Origin of the sequence: Streptomyces sp. NPDC014006 (genome assembly GCF_043088925.1) — a bacterium.
In the GTDB taxonomy this organism is placed as follows: Bacteria; Actinomycetota; Actinomycetes; order Streptomycetales; family Streptomycetaceae; genus Streptomyces.
Window position 1 is genome coordinate 56,278 of record NZ_JBICAJ010000005.1, and the last position, 21,291, is coordinate 77,568.

General features: G+C 70.6%; 17 protein-coding genes and 5 pseudogenes. 11 read left to right on the forward strand and 11 right to left on the reverse strand.

Annotated elements, in window-relative coordinates; translation table 11 throughout:
• Nucleotides 1-185: 185 nt before the first annotated feature.
• Together ACF1GV_RS18405 and ACF1GV_RS18410 are read left to right on the forward strand one after the other, a co-directional pair.
• Nucleotides 186-1,481, forward strand: a complete 1,296-nt coding sequence (locus ACF1GV_RS18405; RefSeq protein WP_391681776.1) for a PucR family transcriptional regulator — start codon at nt 186-188, stop codon at nt 1,479-1,481.
• A complete protein-coding gene (locus ACF1GV_RS18410) occupies nt 1,478-2,143 on the forward strand; it encodes a TetR/AcrR family transcriptional regulator (RefSeq protein WP_391681778.1) in 666 nt (221 codons plus the stop codon). Before ACF1GV_RS18405 ends, ACF1GV_RS18410 begins: the two co-directional genes overlap by 4 nt.
• 357 nt (nt 2,144-2,500) lie before the next feature.
• Here ACF1GV_RS18410 and ACF1GV_RS18415 read toward each other — a convergent pair whose 3' ends face one another.
• The 5 genes and pseudogenes from ACF1GV_RS18415 to ACF1GV_RS18435 form a co-directional block, all read right to left on the reverse strand.
• Nucleotides 2,501-3,730: a cytochrome P450 gene (locus ACF1GV_RS18415; RefSeq protein ID WP_391681781.1), complete on the reverse strand. Its 1,230-nt coding sequence runs from the start codon at nt 3,728-3,730 to the stop codon at nt 2,501-2,503.
• A 209-nt stretch (nt 3,731-3,939) separates the two neighbouring features.
• Nucleotides 3,940-4,251: pseudogene (locus tag ACF1GV_RS18420) on the reverse strand (8-amino-7-oxononanoate synthase); the annotation flags it as partial.
• Between the two features lie 519 nt (nt 4,252-4,770).
• On the reverse strand, nt 4,771-4,950 hold the full coding sequence (locus tag ACF1GV_RS18425) for a hypothetical protein (protein ID WP_391681783.1): 180 nt from the start codon (nt 4,948-4,950) through the stop codon (nt 4,771-4,773).
• Nucleotides 4,951-5,213: 263 nt separating this feature from the next.
• Entirely contained in the window at nt 5,214-5,597 is a 384-nt protein-coding gene (locus ACF1GV_RS18430; RefSeq protein ID WP_391681786.1) for a hypothetical protein, read from the reverse strand.
• Nucleotides 5,598-5,864: 267 nt separating this feature from the next.
• Nucleotides 5,865-6,158 carry a hypothetical protein gene (locus tag ACF1GV_RS18435; protein WP_391681788.1) on the reverse strand — a complete coding sequence of 98 codons (294 nt, stop codon included), beginning with the start codon at nt 6,156-6,158 and terminating at the stop codon, nt 5,865-5,867.
• 773 nt (nt 6,159-6,931) lie between these two features.
• Here ACF1GV_RS18435 and ACF1GV_RS18440 point away from each other — a divergent pair.
• Nucleotides 6,932-7,384: a universal stress protein gene (locus ACF1GV_RS18440; RefSeq protein WP_391681791.1), complete on the forward strand. Its 453-nt coding sequence runs from the start codon at nt 6,932-6,934 to the stop codon at nt 7,382-7,384.
• A 28-nt stretch (nt 7,385-7,412) separates the two neighbouring features.
• Here the strand turns inward: ACF1GV_RS18440 and ACF1GV_RS18445 are convergent.
• From ACF1GV_RS18445 to ACF1GV_RS18460, 4 genes and pseudogenes are all read right to left on the reverse strand, one after another.
• A pseudogene (locus ACF1GV_RS18445) lies at nt 7,413-7,566 on the reverse strand (AAA family ATPase); the annotation flags it as partial.
• 250 nt (nt 7,567-7,816) lie between these two features.
• Nucleotides 7,817-8,569 (reverse strand): glucose 1-dehydrogenase, encoded by a 753-nt coding sequence (locus tag ACF1GV_RS18450; RefSeq protein WP_391681794.1) that lies wholly within the window; start codon nt 8,567-8,569, stop codon nt 7,817-7,819.
• Nucleotides 8,570-8,932: 363 nt separating this feature from the next.
• Complete coding sequence (locus ACF1GV_RS18455) at nt 8,933-11,341, reverse strand: glycoside hydrolase family 65 protein (RefSeq protein ID WP_391681797.1); 2,409 nt, start codon at nt 11,339-11,341, stop codon at nt 8,933-8,935.
• Nucleotides 11,342-11,369: 28 nt separating this feature from the next.
• On the reverse strand, nt 11,370-12,269 hold the full coding sequence (locus ACF1GV_RS18460; RefSeq protein ID WP_391681800.1) for a universal stress protein: 900 nt from the start codon (nt 12,267-12,269) through the stop codon (nt 11,370-11,372).
• 334 nt (nt 12,270-12,603) lie between these two features.
• Here ACF1GV_RS18460 and ACF1GV_RS18465 point away from each other — a divergent pair, with 334 nt between their 5' ends.
• Together ACF1GV_RS18465 and ACF1GV_RS18470 are read left to right on the forward strand one after the other, a co-directional pair.
• Complete coding sequence (locus ACF1GV_RS18465) at nt 12,604-13,059, forward strand: Crp/Fnr family transcriptional regulator (protein ID WP_391682920.1); 456 nt, start codon at nt 12,604-12,606, stop codon at nt 13,057-13,059.
• 26 nt (nt 13,060-13,085) lie between these two features.
• Entirely contained in the window at nt 13,086-13,757 is a 672-nt protein-coding gene (locus ACF1GV_RS18470) for a CBS domain-containing protein (protein WP_391681803.1), read from the forward strand.
• 4 nt (nt 13,758-13,761) lie between these two features.
• On the opposite strand, the gene ACF1GV_RS18475 is transcribed toward ACF1GV_RS18470, so the two are convergent.
• Complete coding sequence (locus ACF1GV_RS18475) at nt 13,762-14,679, reverse strand: pyridoxamine 5'-phosphate oxidase family protein (protein ID WP_391681806.1); 918 nt, start codon at nt 14,677-14,679, stop codon at nt 13,762-13,764.
• 113 nt (nt 14,680-14,792) lie between these two features.
• On the opposite strand from ACF1GV_RS18475, the pseudogene ACF1GV_RS18480 reads away from it, so the two are divergent.
• Nucleotides 14,793-15,141 (forward strand): annotated as a pseudogene (locus tag ACF1GV_RS18480) (CBS domain-containing protein); the annotation flags it as partial.
• Here the strand turns inward: ACF1GV_RS18480 and ACF1GV_RS18485 are convergent.
• Nucleotides 15,141-15,759, reverse strand: a pseudogene (locus ACF1GV_RS18485) (universal stress protein); the annotation flags it as partial. The pseudogenes ACF1GV_RS18480 and ACF1GV_RS18485 sit on opposite strands and share 1 nt — an antisense overlap.
• Nucleotides 15,760-15,982: 223 nt before the next feature.
• Between ACF1GV_RS18485 and ACF1GV_RS18490 the strand changes: the two are divergent.
• The 5 genes and pseudogenes from ACF1GV_RS18490 to ACF1GV_RS18510 form a co-directional block, all read left to right on the forward strand.
• Nucleotides 15,983-16,852, forward strand: a complete 870-nt coding sequence (locus ACF1GV_RS18490; protein ID WP_391681809.1) for a universal stress protein — start codon at nt 15,983-15,985, stop codon at nt 16,850-16,852.
• 79 nt (nt 16,853-16,931) lie between these two features.
• Nucleotides 16,932-18,407 (forward strand): AAA family ATPase, encoded by a 1,476-nt coding sequence (locus tag ACF1GV_RS18495; RefSeq protein ID WP_391682923.1) that lies wholly within the window; start codon nt 16,932-16,934, stop codon nt 18,405-18,407.
• 167 nt (nt 18,408-18,574) lie between these two features.
• Nucleotides 18,575-19,141, forward strand: coding sequence for a hypothetical protein (locus ACF1GV_RS18500; RefSeq protein WP_391681811.1), 567 nt, complete (start codon nt 18,575-18,577; stop codon nt 19,139-19,141).
• On the forward strand, nt 19,138-20,754 hold the full coding sequence (locus tag ACF1GV_RS18505) for an FAD-dependent monooxygenase (protein WP_391681813.1): 1,617 nt from the start codon (nt 19,138-19,140) through the stop codon (nt 20,752-20,754). Before ACF1GV_RS18500 ends, ACF1GV_RS18505 begins: the two co-directional genes overlap by 4 nt.
• 110 nt (nt 20,755-20,864) lie before the next feature.
• Nucleotides 20,865-21,176, forward strand: a pseudogene (locus ACF1GV_RS18510) (alcohol dehydrogenase); the annotation flags it as partial.
• Nucleotides 21,177-21,291 lie beyond the last annotated feature (115 nt).

Genomic DNA, 21,291 nt, shown 5'->3' on the forward strand with positions numbered 1-21,291 from the left:
TGACGCCCCTTCCGACGTGCTGGGGGGTGGGCGAGCGTCACAGTAGGTGGGGGCGTTGCGGGCGCACATTGGGTGCGGGCACCCAACTTCCCGGTCGCCGGACTGTGCGCCGCGCACAGGGGGCGGCAGATGTCTCACACCGGGCCTGTTGACGGACCACGAGGCGGACGGCGACGATCGGCGTCATGCCTCGCGGTGCCGCCCTGAGCACTCCCCCACTCACCGAACCCCTCCGCCGGGAGCGGCGGCGGATCCTGCACGCCGTCCACGACCGGGTCGAGGAGGTGGCGGAGAGGGCCGTCGAGGTGATGCGCACGGAGATCCCGTCGTACGCGCTGCAGGACGAGCGGTTCTTCGACGACGTGCGGGAGCAGGTGCTGGAGCACTACCGGATGCAGCTGGCTGCGCTGGCAGGCGACCGCGACATCGCCCCCGAGGATCTGGTCTTCAGCCGCGCGGCAGCCATGCGCAGAGCACGCGCGGGGTTCGCCCTTGAGGACTGGATCAGTGCCTTCCGGGTCGGCCGGCAGGTGCTGTGGGACGCGCTGCTGGCCTGCGCGGGCACGTCCGCCGAGGCCCAGCAGGCCGCCCTGGCCCTGGTCACCCCGCTGATGCGGTACGTCGACTACGCCAGCACCCATGCGGCGCAGGCCTACGTCGAGTACCAGCAGCATGTGGTGGCGGACGCGGACCGGGAGCGCCGGGATCTGCTGGACCAGCTCCTGTCCGGTGGGGCACCGACACGCGGTCCGCTGTTCGCGGCGGCGCAGGCGTACGGCATCGGACCTCGCTCGCCGATGATGGCGGTCGTGGCGGTGTGCGTCGGCGACACCCGCACCGGGGATCCCGCCTCGGCCGAGCACGGGTACGCCACCAGCGCGTCGATCAGCGTGGCCGGGCCCTGGGCCGGCCGGACGCTGGTCGTCGTGCGCCACGACGAGGTGGTGGCCGTGCCGGTGGTCCGGGCCGGCATGAACGCGGAGGACATCTGCGCCCACTTCGAGGCCGTGCAGCGGCGGCTCGCGCGCGACGGAACCATGCTCTCCATGGGCATCAGCACGATCGCCCGCGGCGCGTCCGAGCTGCCGCGCGCCTACCAGGAGGCGCGGGCCGCCCTCGATCTGGTGCCCGACGGGGGCGGGGTGGCGGCACTGCCGCGGCTGTCCCCGTTCGACTACCTGGCCCTGCGCGCCGACGACCTCGCCCGCCAACTCGTCGATTCCCGCGTCCGGTTGCTGCTGGAGGAGGACCGCCGACGCGGCGACACCCTGGCCGACACCATACGGGCCTTCGCGGAGGCCGACCTGAATCTGCGGCTGGCCGCCGAACGGCTGCGGGTGCACCACAACACGGCGCACTACCGGTTGCGCCGCATCGAGGAACGCACCGGCCGCAATCCGCGCCGGATCGCCGACCTCCTGGACCTACTGGTCGCCCTCGCCATCCGCGACGGGGCCACAGAAGGCGGGGACAGCCAGTGAGCGGCATCGTGGAGACCGCCGGGACCGAGCCGACGCGTCAACTGCCGGACCACCAGGGCGGCTCGGGCCTGTCCGAGGGGAGCGCCGTGCAAGACCCGACGCTCCGGCGCGCACTGCTGGACGCCGCGCTGGAGGTGTTCACCGAGCGCGGTTACACCGATGCCTCTCTCACCGAGATCGCGACGCGCTCCGGCATCGCGCTGGGCAGCCTCTTCCAGCACTACGGCGGCAAGCGCGGGCTCTACCTCGCCCTGTGGGAGGAGTTCCGGGAGGAGCAGGAGCGCAGGACCGCGGCCACGCTGGCCGCCGAGCGCGGCCGTGGTGTGGCCGACCCCGTCGTCCTGTTCGTGGCGGGAGCCAGGGCGTACCTGGACGGTGTGTGGGACAACCGGCGGCTCGGCAGGCTCCTGGTGGAGGACGACGCCCCGGCGGGGTTCGACGCGCTGCGCCGCCAGTGGGACCGCGCCTGGGTACGGCGCAACGCCCGGCTCCTGGAGGTCGACGAGCGGCATCGCGCCGGCCGGGTCCGGGTGAGCGTGCTGACCACCGTCATCGGAGGGGCGGCACGCGAGCTGGGGGACTGCGGCGACGAGACGGAGGCCCGGGAGATCGTGGACGAGGTGTGCGGCATCCTGATCCACCTGACGGCACCCGCCGCCTGAGAGGCCCGGCGGGCGGCTCGGCGGGGAGGCTCCGCGCTGCGGACCCGCAGGTGATCTCGGTCCGGGCTACTTCCCCAAGCCGGACGCGGGCCTCAACGACGTGTCGAGCACCGAGTCCAGAGAGCGCCTGCCGTCCTCGCCGGCCGGAAGGGTCTCCGGCACGGCGTGGGCCAGTTGCGTGTGTCCGAGGTAGCCGGTGTACGCCGGCAGGGCACGGCGGCGGGTCTCGTCGGCGCGTAGCTCCAGGCCTACGCGAAAACACCACCGCCGGCGCCCGTTGCGGGGCGCCGGCGGTGGTGTGTGCTCGTCGATCGAGCCCGAGGAGGGGGCCAGGCGGCTGGACCTGTCGTCCTGTCCTCAGGCACGCCTGACCGGGAGGCGGCGGGGACCACGGACCAGGAGGCCCGGACGGTAGGGAATCTCACCCGGATCCTCGGCGAGCTGGAGGCCGGGCAGGGCGTCGAAGAGGACCGGGAGCGCGACGGCCGCCTCCAGACGGGCCAGCCGGGCTCCCACACAAAAGTGCGGGCCGTGCCCGAACGCCGCGTGGGGCGCGGCCCGCGTCCCACCGGCGGCGGGCCGGTACCGGTCGGGCCGGAAGGCGTCCGGATCCGGGAAGTGGGCCGGGTCCCGGTTCGCCGCGGCGAGGACGGCCAGGACGGAGGCGCCGGCCGGTATGAGCCCGCTCCCGCCGAGGTTCACCTCCTGCGTCGTACGCCGCCAGGTCGTGGCCTCCAGCGGGCTGGCGTGCCGCAGCGCCTCCTCCACCACCGCCGTCCAGCGCGTGGCGTCCCGGCGGGCGGCGGCCAGCTCGCCGGGATGGGTGAGCAGCAGCAGCGACGCCGACGCGAGCAGGTTCATCGTCGTCTCGTATCCCGCGAACAACAGCAGAAACGCCATGGCGAGCAGCTCGCCGTCGTCGAGCCCGCCCTCGGTCACGTCGTGCACGAGCGCACTGAACAAGTCCTCGCCCGGCCGGCGCCGCTTGTCTGCGATCAGTTCCGTGAAGTAGGCGTGGAGCCGGATCCACGCCTCGTCGACCGCCCCGGCCGGAAGCGCGTCCGCGGGCGAGCCGACCCGGTAGGTCCACTTCCGCAGATCGTCCCGGTCTGCTTCGGGCACGCCCAGCACCTCCCCGATCACCAGCACCGGCAGCGGGAACGCGAACGCGTCGACCAAGTCGACCACCGCGCCGTTCTGCGTCCGGGTCGCTGCCTTCGCGATCAGCTCGGACGCGAGCTGCTCGATCCTCGGCCGCAGCGCGTCCACCCGGCGCGGGGAGAAGGCGGCGGACGTCAGCCGCCGTAGCCGGGTGTGGTCGGGGGCGTCGGAGTTGAGCATGTGGCGGGCCAGGCAGGCTCGGGCGCGCTGCGCCGGGGAGTCCGGCCTCGGTCTGCCCGCGCCCGGGGGTGGCACGTTCGAGAAGCGGGAGTCCGCGAGCACCGCGCGAACGTGCTCGTAGCCGGTGACGAACCAGGCGTGGGTGCCGTTGGCCAGCGCCACCCGGACAGCCGGTCCCTGTGTGCGAAGCCGCGCGTAGTACGGGTAGGGGTCGCGCGCGAAGGCGGGATCTGCTGGGTCGAGCACGTGCGTATGTCCTTTCGTGGTGCATGGGGCGCTCACCCGTGCCCGCGGCGGCGTCGGGCCACGGGTGGGGCATGGACGATTCTCGGTGCACAACCGAGGAACCGGATGTGCGATGGAGCACCCGGCAGGGACAGGTGGTGGACATCACTGCCCCGACGGCTCGTCCACCGGCTTCACGCCGGGCGGCTCGCGCGACCGCTTCTTTGTGATCAGTCGGCCGGAGCCGTCCGCACGGTCACCGCCGCCTCCGTGATCTGCTCGTCCGTCAGGTCGGCTCGGGCTGTCAGGCGCAATCACGAGATGCCGTCGGGCACGGACGGCGGACGGAAGCAGCCCACCGCCAACCCGGGCGCGCGACAGTCGGCGGCCCAACGCACCGCCACCTCCGGCGTGGGGGCGGGCACGGAGCTGACAGCGACGTCCGGACGGACCGCCGCCAGGCCGGCGTCGGTCAGCCGCCGGTGCAGTGCCGGGCCCGGCACAACCACTCGGCTGGTGAACACAGTTCGTGGCTCCACTCGATCGTCGCCCGCAGCGTCTGATGCCGTTCATCGACGGCGCGCGACGACTTCAGAGGTCGGAACGGGTTCTCCAGCCTGCTCGAGATCTGCTGAGGGGAGAGCACCCTGAGCCGAGCCGCCGCCAGCTCGATGGCCAGGGGAAGGCCTTCCAGCCGCCTGGCGATGTCAGCAACGGCATCCGTGTTCTCAGCGGTGCGCTGGAGTCCGGGGACGATCGGTCTGCCACGGTTGATGAAGAGGGCAACGCTTTCGAACCTCGCCAGGTCTGCCGGTCCGAGGCCCCGCCATCCAAAGGGAAGGCGAGCCCTTCCACATGCACGAGCTGCTCGCCACCTACACCCAGTGCCTGGCCAGAATGTGGCAAGCACACGCACGTGTCTTGTGCGTGATCTGCGACGGAAGACTGCCCGATGAGGACGTTGGCGCTGGCATCAGGCGAGAAACCGTAAACGCGTGCACGACCCGGGTATATGGCTGCGCGCCGCCCGAAGGCCGGCACCCAGTGGTGCGCGCTAAGGGTCAGTGCCGCCCCAGCGCTCTACGAATGAGCAAGTACGCCCCTGCTGCGATCAAGGCCACCCCCATGAGGATCAAGAGCATCCCGGCAGCAATCAAAAAAGCTCCGAGAGCGATCAAAATCGTCCCGAGGACAAGCAAGATCGTCCCGATGACGAGAAGAAGGGTAGCGAGGACGATCACGGCATTCTCCTGTCTCCACTCCCGACTGTGGACCCTCCTCACGGCCAGTGCAAACACTCGGCGGGACGGCCTCTCGGCACCTTGACACCGTCGCGTCCTGACCGCCACATCGGATGGGGAAACCATGGGAGAACCACACAGACGCCTACCCACGCGTAGCGCCGCGCCGCTTGCAGATGTGCAGGTCGGGGGCGTTGTCTCGAGCTATGCATCACGTTCAGATGCCATGACAGGGAGCCGCCACCATCATGACGCCTGCGAGGTCACGTGAGATCACGGCTTTGGGCCCTGCCGGCCGCAGAGACCTGGTCATCACCGCACACCCAGGCAAGAGCCGTGCGAACCCCGCGCACGAAGTCAAGGCTGCCGGGCTGATCATCAGGGATTTCGAGCAGGACAGCAGCCGCGTCCAACTCAGACGTCAGCCGAGGCAGATCAAGGGCGCCACGGCCGCCTCGGCCGGTCACCGGGGGATTCTCGATACGCCCGAGCGCCCACTCGTACGCCGCAGTCGCCCCGATGAAGAACTGCGCCGAGCGCTCCGCGCCGTTGACCACCAGTTCGTCAAGTGCACGTTCAACTTCGGCGAACGGCCTCGCGCCCACCCTCGTGACACCGCTTCCATTCCTGTCCTCAGGCAAAGTCATGTCCTCGGCATTCCCCCTTCGCCGGTCTCTGGGCTCCGCCCTTCGGGTGGGCTCCTCAGGGATGCGGCGACGCGCAGGGCTCACGCCGGCCGATCTGAGCGGCTCACGGCGCCGTGTCTGTCTGTACCGGCGGGCGAATCAGGGGAGGTTCCGGTGCAAACGCAGGTGGTGCCCCGGTCACCGATGTGGAGCGGACGTCCCTCAGGCCCCGATCCTTTGACGGTACACAGGGCTGTCGTGTGCGCCCGATTGCGCGAGCCGGAATGATCAAAAGGGAGCCGTGCCCTCGCCCAGGAAGGGAACGGACAGGCATTCCGCGTCCTCGTCCCAGCCCGGCTCCACATGGAGGAGACGGATGTGACGCTCCTGGCCACAAGACAGGCGGAGTCGCACGCCCGCCTCCCCGCGCGCATCGTCGACCAGTCCGGCCGGAACCCGATACAGGATTCCGCCCCACCTGCTCACCTCGCCGGCCAGAAGCAGACCGAGATCCACTTCTGCCGGTACCCGCCGGTCTCCCACGATCAGCGTGGCGTAGTCGCAATAGAACGCCCGCGTCATGACCCCAGCGTGCACCGCGAGGGCACACATGGCGAGGTCACCGCTTTTCGGCGAGCTGCTCAGCCCTGCGCCGCCGACGCAGCCGCAAGCCGAGGCGCCGCGGGCTCGGTGCCGCAGGTGAAGGGCCGCCGGGCCCGAAGGTCACCGCCGCCTGACCCATGAGGTACAAGCCGGGCACCGACGACCGGAGCTAGGCATCCAGGATGCGGGAAGCTCCCCCGTTCGGCTCTGTGCGGCCCGTAGATCCGGCGCGAGAAAGTCCAGCGCGCCGAGCCGGACCCGGTAGCCCGCGGCGGCCAGGACGTGACCGGCCCCCTTCTGTGAACCCACCCCTTGATGTCCCGCGTGGTGAGGGCGACCCCCGTCGCCGGACCGCGCTGCCCGCGGCGGAACGGGACGAGTCCCTCCAGGCGCAGCCTGAGTCACCAGGATCCAAACGGTCCCAGCACCCGCCTGACCAACCGAAGTCGCGCAACCGCGGACAGGAAGCGGAAGGCCGCCGCGTGGTGCACGAGCCCGTACTGGCCAGGACCGGCCCAGCGGAGTGTCCGACTGCCGGCGCGGGGGCGGTGCCGGAGCCGCACCGAAGACCAGCCGCCGACCACGGATGAGCATCCGCACCCGCGCTCCCGCCTCGCCCAACAAAGCCGCGCTCTCCTACGCCGACTGGCCGGCGCCGACGACAACCACGACCCTGCCCCGGCCCGGTTGGCGCTATGCCGAAGGGCCGGGCAGCGTAGAGGTAGCACCGTCGAGAGCGGGGTGAGGTCACCATGCAATCCACCGAGCCGGAGCGTCGGGTGGTGGTGGGGGTCGACGGGTCTCCGTCGTCGTACGAGGCGCTGCGATGGGCGACACACTATGCGCAGACAGTCAACGCCGTCGTGGAGGTGATTCATGCCTGGGACACGCCCTCGGCCATCAGCTGGAGCGGACCGGCGATTGACCCGGAGTTCGACCTTGAGCAGGCCCAGCAACGCTTCGCCGAGGAACTGCGCGCCGTCTTCCCGGATGAGCGGCCCGCGACTCTGCAGGAGCGGCTCGTCGAAGGCGACCCTTCTGAAGTGTTGATCAGGGCTTCTGAGGGGGCGGAAATCCTCGTCGTGGGCCGGCGCGGGCGAGGCAATTTCGCCCGGGCCATGCTCGGATCCGTCAGTCAGCGTTGTGCCCAACATGCTGTCTGTCCGGTCGTCGTGGTCCCGCAGGAGCGAGATCCGGCACACTGAAGCCTCGCGTCCTTCCGCTGCCACCGCCCTCGCAGCCGGCGAGAGTATGGGCGGTGGCAGGGTCGATCTCCGAGTTGGCGTCCAAGTCGAAGGTCCGTAACGACTTCCCCCGAGGAAAGCCGGCTCTCCCCCATCCGCCGCTCGGAGCGACGCCGTGCCCGGTCGTCGCAGTCGGCCGTCAGGGGCACCCGCGCTCCTGCCTCTACGGCCTCAACACCGTCCTTCGCCTGCACTACCCAGGAAGAGGAGAACTACTTCTCCCTCGCACCATAGGCGCCGCTGCCGCTCGACTGCCGGGCCGATCAGCGGAAGGACGATGAGCAGGCGTGCTGCGCGGCCGCACGGTCACCGGACAGCCTGCCCGGCTCGGGCGCCGCATCACGAGGACCTGCGGCAGGCTGCTGTTCGGCCCGGACGGTTTCCCTGGCCGGGTCATTGGGCGGGCGTGAGGACGGTCGGAGGACCGGCGGTGACACCGCCGTCCAGGACGAACTCCACGCCGGTCGAGAAGGTGGCATCGGCGGCGATGAAGAGCACCATACGGGCAACCTCCTCCGGCTCGCCGAACCGCGGGAGGGGCTGGCCGGCGGTGAAGGAGTCGTCGAAGTCGGCCGTCATCGCGGTGCGTACCGCACCCGGGTGAACCGAGCAGACACGGATCCCGGCCGGGGCCATTTCCAGTGCCGCGGCCTTGGTCAGCCCGCGCAGGCCCCACTTGCCGGCCACATACGCCCCGATGCCGGCATAGCCGGTGATGCCGGCGATCGAGGAGATGTTCACGATCACACCGCCGCCGGCCCGCCGAAGGGACGGTGCCACCGTACGCATGCCCAGCCAGGCACCCTGAAGGTTGACGTCGATGACCCGCCGGAAGGACTCGAGGCTCTGTTCCTCGATCGTGCCCCACTCGAGGATCCCGGCGTTGTTGACCAGCACCGAGACCGGCCCCAGGTCCCGCTCCGTCTCCTCCACCACCGTCCGCCAGCCGTCCTCGGTGCTGACATCCAGGTGCGCGTACCGGGACGGGCCGCCGAGCTCCGCCGCCAGTTTCTCCCCGTCGGCGTCGAGGATGTCGGCGACCACAACGGTCGCGCCCTCGGCCGCGAACAGACGGGCCACGGCGGCGCCGATCCCTCTGGCACCACCGGTGACGATCGCCACCCGCTCGTCGAGACGTCCCATCATGACCTCCTGGTGCTTGCGTCGGTGGAGCTCTGTGAGAGCGGGCTGGCCGCAGCCGACTCGTCCGATCGGTCACCGGGGCCGCGACCCGACGGCCGACAGGCCGGTCAGGGGGCCGCGCGGATCACTCGGCGAAATGGCCCACCTGGTCCTCGGACGGGTGAGGTGCGTGGTCTGCCTCTCTGATCTGCCGACGAGGCGGCCCCGGAGCCTGGCTCTCCCTCCGGAAGAGTCCTTTAGACCAGTGTCGATTCCGCGCATCCCGCACGCATGCCGGGCGACAGGGGCTCACGCCACCGGGGGCCCGGTGCCCGGGAGGGCCGTTCCGCTCCCACGGCGACCAGCAATGACGTAGTGCCGCGCGGCTCAGCTCTCCGGCAGCACCAGCGTGCAGGTCTCGCCGGGTGCGATGGTGACGGCCCGGTCGGCCAGCACGACGCGGATAGGTGACTCCTCCGAGTCGGGGACATCGATCTCCAGTTGTCCGCTCCGGCGCTTCAGGCCGACGCCACCGTGACCGCGATAACGCAGCGAGAAGCCGTACTCGGAGAGCGCCGGCAGAGGCACCGGGTCGAACCACAGGGCGTCCTCGCGGGTCTGGAGCCCCGTCAGGCCGCGCTGGACCAGGTCAAGGGTTCCAGCCATGGCTCCGAGATGGATACCTTCACCGGTCGTGCCGCCCTGAATGTCGGCGATATCGGCCTTCAGGGCCTCCTGAACGTACTGCCATGCCTCGGAACGTCTGGCCTTTGCGAGGACCAGGCCGTGAACGAGACCGCTGAGGGTGGAGCCATGGCTGGTGCGCCGCAGGTAGTAATCGACGGTCCTGCGCCAGATCTCGTCGTCCAGGTGGTATCCGAGACGTCCGAACAGATCCACGAGCTCGGCGGGTGAGAAGAGGTGGCCGAGCATGAGGACATCGGCCTGCTTCGACGCCTTGTAGCGGTTGACCGAGTCGCCCTCGGCCTCGAGGATCCGGTCCAGCCGCCGGATGTTGTGGTATCGCGCCCGGTAGGCGTCCCAGTCCAGTTCAGCGAGGTCGCCGTAGCCGGCGAACTGGCTGATGACGCCGTCGTGGAACGGCACGAGAAGGCGCCGGGAGACGTCCTCCCACGTCGACAGTTCGCCGCTGTGCAGGTCGATGCGTTCGAACAGTTCCTGCCGACGCCATGCGGGCAGGCGTCGTACGAGCTCCAGCGCGCGGGTGAGGACCCATGCGGCGGTGACGTTGGTGTACGCGTTGTCGTCAAGGCCCGGCCGGGCGGCATCCGGGTAGCCGTCGTGGTACTCGTCGGGGCCGACCACACCACGGATGCGGTAGCGGCCGAGTCCCTCAGCGAGCTGCGCGCCGTCCGCCCAGAAGCGGGCGATCTGCAGCAGCATCTCCGCGCCCTTGGTGTGCAGGTACTCGGTGTCACCGGTCGCTTCGCAGTACTGCCACACGTTGTAGGCGATGGCCGAGCCGACGTGGTGCTGGAGCCGGGAGTTGTCGGGCAGCCAGCGGCCGGAACTGGGATTGAGATGCAGCTGCTGGGTCTCTTCGCGCCCGTCGCTGCCGGACTGCCATGGGTACATGGCCCCGGCCCGTCCTGCCGCACCGGCCGAGCGGCACGCCTGCGGCAGGCGCCGGTGCCGGTAGTCCAGCAGCGCCCGCGAGACCTCGGGGAAGTGCAGGTTCAGATATGGCAGGACGAACAGCTCGTCCCAGAAGACGTGGCCCCGGTACGCCTCGCCGTGCAGCCCCCGGGCCGGCACTCCGACGTCGAGTTCCGCGGTGTGCGGCGACAGCGTCTGCAGGACGTGGAAGAGATGGAGGCGCAGAATGCGGCCCGCCTCCCCGGGCACCTGGATGTCCGCTCGCCGCCACAACCGCGCCCACGCGGCGACGTGGGATTCCAGCAGCGCCGAGAAGCCGGGAGCCTCGGCCAGCCGGTTCAGCGCCGCACCAAGCGGGTCACTGATCGCCGCGTCGCGTGAGGTGTGCAGTGCGACCGTCTTCTCGACAACGGCGGGCCGCCCCGGAGCGACGGGTACCACCAGCCGGTGCACGGCGCGGCGGCGGGAGGAACCCTGCTGAGACGACGTGGGCGGATGTCCGACGGCCACCGTACGGGCTGCCATACCGATACCGACGTAAGAGGCGCTGGTCCGGCACCGCAGCCATGTCGTGTCGTCTCCGTCCGCCCCGGTCCGCACATGGGCCAGGTGGCTTCGGTTGAGGGAGCGGTAGCGGTGGACATTGCCGTTGGTCACGTCGCCGTCGAGGACGGACTCGACCTCGATCTCCCCCGTCCAGTCCTCGGTGGTGAACACGGTCTGCAGCGCGGCCAGGTGGGGATCGGCCATGTGCACCAGACGTACCTGTTTCACCCTCAGCACGCCCGCCTCGCCGGCCCGGAACGAGAACGTGCGGGTGAGTGTGGCGCGGTGCAGGTCCAAGGTGTGCCGGTGGTCGTAGGGGTGCCGCAGGTCGGGAGAGAACCACGGGACCGCCGCTCCGTCGGCGGAGCGCGGACGAAACCGCAGGAGAAGCCAGTTCGGGAGGTTCACCAGATCCTCGTTCGTCACCTGGCGCCCCGCCACGGTCGACTCCAGGCGGTTGTACACCCCTGCCGTGTAGGTGGCCGGATAGTGCACCAGGCCCGCCCTGCACTCGGGCACCGCACCGCGGGTGGCGAAGTAGCCGTTGCCGAGCGTGCACAGCGACTCACGCAGCCGCTCGACGGCAGGGTCGTAACCGTCGTACTCCCAGATCCACTCGTCCGTCGGCCTCACCCTCTTCCGCCACCACTCGTGCGTGAGTTCAGGCCCGCTGCGGGACGACAGCCACCGGGCACTCGGCGTGATGAAGCAGGGCATGGGCGACCCTGCCGAGTTGCAGGCCGAAGTGGCCGTGCCGCCGCAGGGCGCCGACGATCACCAGGTCGGCGTCGGCCGCTGCGTCCAGGAGAACCTTGTGGGCAGGGCCTTCCACCGCTCGGCGGCGTACTTCGACGTCGGGGTGATTCCGTGCCGCGTCACGCAGTGCGTCGGTGAGGAGGGTGGAGGCACGTTCCTCGTGGACACGGGGGGCGACTTCGCGCTGGGCGTCTCCCGGGAGGGAGTCCGTGAGAGGTTCACCCGCGTGCTCATGAGCGGGGTAGCGCCAGGCCCGCACGGCGTCCACGGCGCTGCCGCGCACCTGCGCCTCGTGAAAGGCGAACCGGACGGCGGCCGAACCATCGGTAGAATCCCCGACTCCGAGGACCAGCCGGCCGAAAGAGCTCTGCTGGTTCCGTTCCCCGCCTCGGACCACGATGACTGGGCACACGGCGCGGGCCGCCACCGTGAGGCTGACCGACCCGAGCAAAGTCCCGGTGAGCTCGCCACGGCCGCGGGAGCCTGTGACCAGGGCGAAGGATTCACTGCCCGCGTGCAGCAACACGGAGACTGGGTCGTCGGGCAGCACCTCGCTCGACACCTTCAGCTCCGGGTGGCGAAGTTGCGCGCGTTCCGCGCAGGACGCTGCGATGTGCTCCGCCATGATCTCTTCGGACGGGCGGTTGGTGGTGAAGGACGGGCGGCCCCCTTCGTACCGCTCCCACAGGGATGCATGGACCAGCCGCAGCGGTAGTCCGTGGCGTGCGGCCTCGTCCGCCGCCCAGTCCACGGCCTGCAGGCTGGAATCCGATCCGTCGACCCCCACGACCAGCGGAAGCTCCATCGTCGACACCGCCTTCCCGCACGGCAACCACGAGACGTCCTGTGAATACCGTCGCACCACCCTGGGCGCGTCGCGACACGTGAACCGGCTTCGATGCGGTCGGGTCGGCTTCGGGAGCAGACCTCCGTCCCGGTTGCACCGCGCCCGTTTGCGGCCATCGTGGAATTACGGCCCAAAGGAACACACCGCTGGGGCGGCCCCATCGCCGACGCGGCCACCAAGCCGAAGAAGACCGCGGCCCGCAGGGTGAGAGGTCCGTGATCGGATGCCAAGCCGACCGGACGCGAAGCCCGCCCTCCACCTTCGAGGCCATGGAGAAGGGAAGGCCATCGTGGTGACCAGGCCCGGCGTTTTCGGCGCCCTGACCCAGGAACATCGCGAGCAGCTGATGACGCTCGCCCGCGAGGTGTCGTTCGAGACGGGCGAGCGCATCTTCAACGAGGGAGGAAGGGCCGACCGTTTCTGGATCATCCACACGGGCACGGTCGCACTCGACGTCCACGTGCCCGGCCGGCAGGCAGCGGTCATCGAGACCCTCGGCGCCGGACGACTGCTGGGCTGGTCCGCGCTGGTCCCTCCCTGCCACTGGCACATGGGGGCGGAGGCCGCCAGCCCGGTGCGCGCCTATGAGTTCGATGCGGAGGCGGTCCGTGAGATGTGCGTCGAGGACCCGGCTCTGGATCACGAGCTGTGCACCTATGTCACCGGCGTGATCGCGCGCCGGCTCAGGTCCGCCCGGGTGCGCCTGCTCGACCTGTACGCGCCCCACGGTGCGGGCGAGGTGCCCTGACACGACAGAACGAGGTGTCCGGAGACATGCCCGAAACCCCGCACATCGTGAGCGATGTGATGACCCAGACGGTCGTGGCCGTAGGACGCGACGCGTCCTTCAAGGAGATTGTCCGGACCATGGAGCAGTGGAAAGTCAGTGCCTTGCCGGTCCTGGAAGGCGAAGGGCGCGTCATCGGCGTCGTCTCCGAAGCCGACCTGCTGCCCAAGGAGGAGTTCCGCGACACCGACCCCAGCCTCTACGAGCAGCGCGGACGGCTCTCCGACGTGGCCAGGGCCGGCGCGGTGACGGCGGAGGAGCTCATGAGCACTCCCGCCATCACCGTTCACCCTGACGTCACCCTGGCTCATGCGGCCAGGATCATGGCCCTCCGGCGCGTCAAGCGGCTGCCGGTGGTCGACGACATGGCCATGCTTCAGGGCATCGTCAGCCGTGCCGATCTGCTGAAGGTTTTCCTGCGGTCGGACGAGGACATCGAGGAGGAGGTCCGCCGCACCGTGGTGTCCTACCTCTTCCCGGCCACCAGCCACGCCATCCACGTGAACGTGCATGAGGGCGTCGTCACCCTGCGCGGGCACATCCGTGACACCTCGCTCATCTCGGTCGCCGTGCGCCTGGTGCGCGCTGTGGAGGGGGTCGTGGACGTCGAGCCTCATCTCGAGTCCACCGCTCCGGGCCACCCGGAGGGCTCGCCGTGACCGCTCACTTATCGTCCGAAGTGATACGGCGTCCCGTGAGGCGCATGGGCTCGATCGACACCCACATCTCGCGTTCGCCCCCCGCCCATGGCGTGGTGTGAGCGCGGTCGACCAGCTGCCTCACCGCGCCGGCTTCGGTGACCACCCGCGCGGGTCCGACGACGAGCACGCTCCAGCCCTGGCTCAGCGCCTCGTCCACGTGGTCGACCTCGAAGGCCACTTCCGATCCCACAGTCCGCGCCGGGATCGAGTCCGGCGCGGTCCGGAACGCGATCGCGCCGTCAACGATCTCGTAGTTGACCGGAACCACCGCCGGCCCGCCCGGCGTCGACACCGCGACGCGCCCCACACCGTGTGTCGAGAGCAGGTGGCGGCAATCTTCCGGACCGAGATCCCGCAGCCGAGGGTGCAACAGCGCCTGGCCCTGGCCTGGGGGGAGATCGATGCCTGCCCCGCGCAGCGCGGTGGCTGTGGTGCCCAGCGCATCGGCCAACCTGATGAGGGTCGCCACACTCGGGTCGGCGGGCTGCTCCTCCAGGTACTGCAGGTAGTGGGGCGACATGCGGGCGCGGCGGGCTGTCTCCCCCAAGCTGAGCCGCTGCTTGTGACGCTCGGCGGCCACACGTCGGCCTATGTCACCGGGGTTGTGTTGCCCGGTTGGCGCGACGGCTGCCGACACGGTCTCCGCCGCAGTCGCGTCCGGTTGGGGAACTCGGTGCCCGGTTTCGGGCTGTCCGTGCTCGACATGGCGGATGTGTGCGTCGGGCCCGGGGAAGACCAGCGTCACTTCGTCCGTGTCCGACCAGCGCACATCGTACGGAGGTGTTCCGTCCTCATGATGGAGACCGACGATCTCGCCGTCGCGCCTGGCCCAGGACTTCGGGCTTTCGATGACGAGTTGGTCGCCGAGGTGAGCTCGCATGGTCGCCGCCCTCTCCTCAGATGGTGCTGTATCCAACGTGCCACGCGCGCCACGCCGCCGCATCGGACGACAGGCGCCTTTCACGCGCGAGCGGCTCACAGCCGGGAGGCGACATGCACCGCCGTACGGTTGCAGAGCTCATGACCCGGAGCGTCGTGCGGGCCGCGGCGCGACATGCCGTTCAAGGAGATCGTCAAGCTGCTCGCAGAGAACGACGTCACCGCGGTGCCCGTGGTCGACGACCTGGACCACCCCCTGGGCGTTGTTTCCGAAGCCGACCTGCTGCGCAAGTCCTCGGCCCAGTCCGACCTGTCCGGCCTGACACCGGTCCCCCGCCTCGATGAATGGGAGCGTGCCAAGTCTGAAGGTGTCCGGGCCGAGGAGCTGATGTCTGCTCCCGCCGTTTGTGCGCGTCCCGAGTGGACCGTGATCGAGGCGGCGCGCCTCATGCCGGCCCACAACAGCTGCAGACCGATGTGCCCATGCCGCCTGCGAGCCCCGACGACGAGCAGATCAGCGCCGGCCGCGGCGTCCAGGAGCGCCCGTCGCACCGGACCCTCGACGACCTCGCTGCTCACCGGCACGTCTCGATACCGCTCCGCCGCCTCGCGCAGCGCCTCGGCGAGCACCTGCGCCGGCGGGCGACGCGGAGCCTGAAGGGCATACCCGGACAGGCCCGGAGGCGCGGGGTTCCCGACCGGGACGCTCCAGGCGTGCACCGCCACCAGCCGGCACCGTCGCACGTGGGCCTCACGGAACGCGAAGTCCACGGCCGTACCGCTGCCCTCCCCGTCCTCCACACCGACGACGATGTTCCCGAACCGGCTGCCCCGGTGCTCCACCCCGCCGCGCACGACGACGACCGGGCAGTCGGCGTGAGCGGCGACGGCCAGACTCACCGAGCCCAGGAGCATCCCGGCGAGGTCTCCGAGCCTTCTGGAGCCGAGCACCAACGCGTAGGCATTGCGCCCCTGTCCGGCCAGGGCGGACGCCGCGTCGGACCGCCTCGTCGGCGGCCCAGTCCACCGCCTCCAGGCTCGCCTCCGACCCGTCGACACCGACCACCAGGGGCATCGTCACCGCACCTGTCTCCTCCCTGTGCCGGATCCGGTTGTACCGGACCCCGCGCCGGAGGTCCTCTCCTCCGCAGGTCCACATGCGCCACGGAGGGGATTGGGGTACTCCTCGAAAGAGAGAACGCACCGCTCTGCGTGTCGGCGCTGTCCGGACCGTCCACGCCATCGGACTCGTTCACCGTCATCCACCGTCGTTTCCAGCTCCCTACGAGACGGAGGCCGCCGCCATGGAGCCAGTCGTCACCGTGGGCCTCGACGGCTCACCCGAGAGCCTCGCCGCTGCCCACTGGGCCGCCGACGAGGCGGAGAAGCAGGGACTCACCCTGCGTCTGCTGCACGCGTGGCCGCTGCTGGCGCCGGAACCGATCAGCATTCCCTCGGAAGTCGATCAGAACTACTGGGCGAAACGTCTCGTCCACACGGCGCGGGCGGAGCTCCAGGCACGCCACCCGGCTCTGTGCGTCGTCGGGAACCTGGTCGCCGACGACGCCCAGGACGCGCTGCTCCAAGCGGCGTCGGACTCCGCCATGCTCGTGCTCGGTTCGCGAGGGCTGGAGTCCGTCGAGAGCTACTTCCTCGGTGACGTCAGTATGCCCGTCGCGGCACGGGCCGAGCGGCCGGTGGTGCTGGTCCGCACCGCCGCGCGCGAGGAGGGGCCGCCCCCGTCGTCCGTGAGCCGCGTGGTCGTGGCCTTGAAACTGCACACGTCCTCCGACGACCTGCTCGACTTCGCCTTCCATGCCGCAGCGGCCAGAGGTGTTCCTCTCGTCGCCGTCCACGGCCGAAGCGTGCCGCTTCACGCACGCGTGCCCTGGGGTGTGGACCACGGCATCACCGAAGAGATCACGCAGGACGCCCATCAGCAGCTGAGCCAGGCGCTCAGGCCCTGGCAGGAGAAGTACCCGCAGGTGGAGGCGGCAAAGAGCATCCGTCTGGCAAGTCCAGCCAAGGCCGTCGTAGAGGCCGCCGAAGGAGCCACGCTGCTGGTCGTCGGCCGGCGCAAGCGCAGTCCGGACCCGGCGCCGCACCTGGGTCCGGTGGCGCAGGCCGCCATTCATCACGGTCACTGCCCCGTCGCAGTCGTCCCGCATGACTGAGAACGGCCTTCCCCGGACAGGCGCCTCCGCGCCGCGGACCGGTGCTGAGCACGACGTCCAGCCGCCGCCGCGGGCAGAGGTGTACGAGACCCACAGCGCGATCGTGTTCTTCGCCGGCGACCGCGCCTACAAGGTCAAGAAGCCGGTCGACCTGGGGTTCTTGGACAACACCACGGTGACGGCGCGCCGGGCCGCGTGCGAGCGCGAAGTCGCTCTCAACCGCCGCTTCGCCCCCGACGTCTACCTGGGCCTGGGCGAGATCCGCAGCCCCGATGCCACGGAAGCCGAACCGATGGTGGTGATGCGCCGGATGCCCGCGGACCGCCGCCTGTCCCGGCTGGTACGGCAAGGGGCGGCCGTCGACGATGTCCTGCGGGCCGTCGCCCGGCACCTCGCCGCTTGGCACGCGGAAGCACCCCGCGGCCGGGACGTGGCGGAACAAGGCACGCGCGACGCGCTGTCCTCGCGCTGGGAAGCGAGCTTCGCGCAGGTCGACGCGCTGGCCGTGGACGGCCTCGTGCCCGACGGGGTGACGGAGATCGAGCGGCTCGTGCGCCGCTACCTCGCAGGCCGCGAGCGGCTGTTCGACGCCCGCATCGAGCAGGGCCGGGTGGTCGACGGTCACGGCGACCTGCTTGCCGAGGACGTCTTCTGCCTTGACGACGGCCCACGCGTGCTGGACTGTCTGGAGTTCGACGACCGCCTCCGCTACGTCGACGGCCTCGACGACGCCGCCTTCCTCGCCATGGACCTGGAACAGCTCGGCGCACCGGATGCCGCGGCGTACTTCCTCGCCAGGTACAGCGAGTATTCCGGCGACCCCGCGCCCCCTTCCCTGTGGCACCACTACGTCGCCTACCGCGCGTTCGTCCGCGCCAAGGTCTCCCTGATGCAGGCACGGCAGGGAGCGCCCGGAGCGGAGACAGCGGCGCGGCGACTGGTCTCGACGGCGCTGCGCCACCTGCGCACCTCCGCCGTCTGCCTAACGCTCGTCAGCGGGCTCCCGGGCAGCGGGAAGTCCACCCTCTCCGGGGCCCTGGCCGACCGGCTGGGGGTGACGCTGCTCAGCAGCGACCGCCTCCGCAAGGAGCTGGCGGGCATCCCCGCGGAGCACTCCGCGGCGGCCGATTACGGCGAGGGTCTGTATACGCCCGAGTGGACCGCCAGAACCTACGCCACTCTGCTCGACCGTGCGGCGGCCCTGTTGTCCTCCGGCGAATCCGTCGTCCTGGACGCCTCCTGGTCCGACGTGGCGCAGCGCGAAGCGGCCGTGCGCATGGCCGAACGCGCCAGCGCCGACCTCGTGGCCCTGCACTGCCACGTTCCCCACGACGTGTCAGCGGCCCGCTTGTCCACGCGCGGGTCCGGCCCGTCCGACGCCGACCTCGGCATCGCCACTGCCATGGCTGCCCGGGAATCGCCGTGGCCCGAAGCTGTCGCGGTCGACACCCGCGGCCCGTTGGAGTCCACGGTCGCCCAGGCATTGGCCGTCATACGCCCCTGGGGCACTGGCCAGGCCCCGGCCTTCCGCCGCCCTTACATGGAGCCGGGCTGAAGGAGTGCTCATCCCCGCGGGCGTCCGGGGATGAGCACCGCGTCGCGTCTCCACTTTCGCGGGAGGTGGTGGATTCCCTCATGGTGGGTTGTACGGGGAACGTCTGACCGGCAGGGGCAGTGGTCTCGGTGCCGTGCCCCGTTACGGCTTCTCGCAAGGAGGCCACCATGGGCGAACAGAGACCGCTCGCTCCCGGCGAGGCATGGCGGGCCGTTGTCTCATGCTTCCTCGCCACGTCTGCGCTGCTCGCCCGACGCCGGATCCGCCTGCCGAAGGAACGGGTGGGGATGCGGATCCACTTCGCCGACGGCACCTCGGCCCGGGTGTACCGGGAGACTCGCCTGGGCAGCGGCCTGGCGAAGGACCCGTGCACGCTGGTGGTCACCTTCAGGCTGCGCCTGGTGCGCGGGCCCGGGCACGCGCTGTTCCGCAGGGAGAGCCTGCTGAACACCCCGCTCTTCGTCGGGTTCCCCGGTTTCACCTCGAAGCTGTGGCTGGCCCACGACGAGCAGGGCCGCTACCGCGGTGTGTACGAGTGGGACGACCCGCAGCGCGCCGAACACTACGCGCGTTCCCTGTGGCGGGTTCTTGCCCTGGTCAGCGCGCCCAGTTCGATCAGCTATGCCATTGTGCCCGGGGTGCGCCGCGACGACATGATCACAGCGCCCGGTCCGGTCGAGGCCCATGCGTCGCCCGACGCCGCGGCATGGTGGCGCGTTCAGGCCGGGATGTGACGACAGCGGTGGACATCCTGGTCGTCGGCGCCGGTACGACGGGCCTCACCCTGGCGCTACAGGCTCATGCCCATGGAGCGCGGGTCCGCGTCGTCGAGCGGCGTACCGAGCCGTTCCGGCCGTCCCGCGCGCTCATCCTGCACCCGCGCACCCTGGAGGTCCTGCGCCCACTCGGCGTCACGGACGCGCTGCTGGAGCTGGCGGACACCGCCCCGACGGCACATCTGCATCTCGGCTCGCACGTCGTCGAAGCCCGGCTCGCCGACCTCGCCCTGCCCGACACAGCCTTCCCGCACCTGTCACTCCTGCGGCAGATGGACGTCGAAAGAGTGCTGACGCGGGCGCTCGCCGAGCGCGGGGTTCCGGTTGAACGGGGCACCGAACTGCTCAACGCCCGCGACGACGGGGACAGCACGCATGCCGTGCTGCGATCACGCGACGGCATCCAGGAGATCCGCTGTCCCTTCGTCGTCGGCTGCGACGGCCCGGCCAGTACCGTGCGGGGCTGTGTCGGCATCGGGTGGCACGGCAGGCCCTACGCCGAAGAGGTAGTCCTGGCGGACCTCGAACTCGACCTCGACGGCATGTCCGGCCCCTTCGGGGTTTCCTGTGCTCAGGTGTTCGCGGGACGCCAGGGACTGTTGTTCCTCTTCCCACTCGGAGAACAGGCCACCTGGCGGCTGCTGGCCACCCGGCCCTCCGCCGGCGGGGCCGGCCACAACTTCGGCGAGCCGGGATCCGCCGTCCCGCCAGCCGAGCTTCAGCGCCTCCTGAACGACGCGGGGATGCCGGCCCGGATCGAGCGTGTCGCGTGGTCCGCGCGGGTGCCGCTGCAGTGCCGCCTCGCCCGGCGATTCCGGCGGGGACGGCTCTTCCTCGCGGGGGACGCGGCGCACAACTACTCGCCGGCCACCGGCCAGGGCATGAACTCCGGCATCCAGGACGCGGTGAACCTCGGATGGAAGCTCGGCTTCGCGGTGAGCCGCTCCAGGAGGGAGTCCGCCGACGGGACGGGTGCCGGGAAGAGGGGCGCCGACACGCTGCTCGACTCCTACGACATTGAGCGCAGGTCGGCTGCATACCGACGGCTGATCCTCACGCACGCGGCGTTCTGGGCAGAGGCATCCACCGGCCGGATTCCCTCATGGCTGCGCGCGGTGGCCGCTCCGCGCGCGGCCCCGGCCATACCCGCCCTCCTGGGCCGGCAACGGCCGGTCGCCGAAGCCGTCCGTCTCATCTCCCAGCTGCGGGTGAACTGTCGGCACAGCCCTCTCTCGGTGGAGGGCACATCGCGCCTGCGTGGCGCTCCTCGCCCTGGAGACCGTCTGCCGGACGCGACCGTCAGCGTCGAAGGAGTTCCCCGGCGGCTGCACCAGTTGCTGGCCCGTCCGGGCGTGCACGTGCTGCTGCAGTGCGACGCCGACTCGCCGCCGGAAACGGTGCTCGGCCCCCTGGTCACCGTCGTCCGGCTGGCGAACAGCCCCGGTCGCGGTCTGCTGGCCGTCCGCCCGGACGGACACGTCGGCTTCCGGAGTGGGACCGCCGATCCGGCCGCCCTGACCGGCTGGCTGTCACTGGTCTGCGCGCCGGCGTCTGCACCCGTCCGGCCATGACCGGCTCCGACGGCGGTCACAGGCTGAGGTCGCGGTTGCCCAGGAGTTCTTCCAGGGCGACGGTGAAGAGGGGCGGCCGAGCCGGCCAGGGAGTGGGTGACCATGCGTCGCTCAAGGACGCCGTCCTGCTCGCCGAAGTACTGCCCACCGCCTACGAGGTGGGGGTGCGGAACGGACACGTGCTTCCGGGAGACACCGTCGTGGTCGTGGGAGCCGGTCCCGTCGGGCTCGCCGCGGTCATCACCGCCCGGACCTACTCACCGCGCAGAATCATCGCGGTGGAAATGTCCTCCCCCCGGCTGGAGGCCGCCCACCGGCTGGGTGCCGACTCCGCCGAGGTGCCCCGCCGGCTCATCGCCGGTCTCGCCGACGGACCCGGCGCCGATGTGGCCATCGAGGCCGCCGGAGGTCCGGAGAGCTTCACCCCGGACACACCCTGGAATGCCGCAGCACCGCGCGTGGGGCTTGCCGCACACCGCGCCACCCCCGCACACGCGATGGAACAGCGGAAGAAGACGCACCACGGCAAATGGCCTA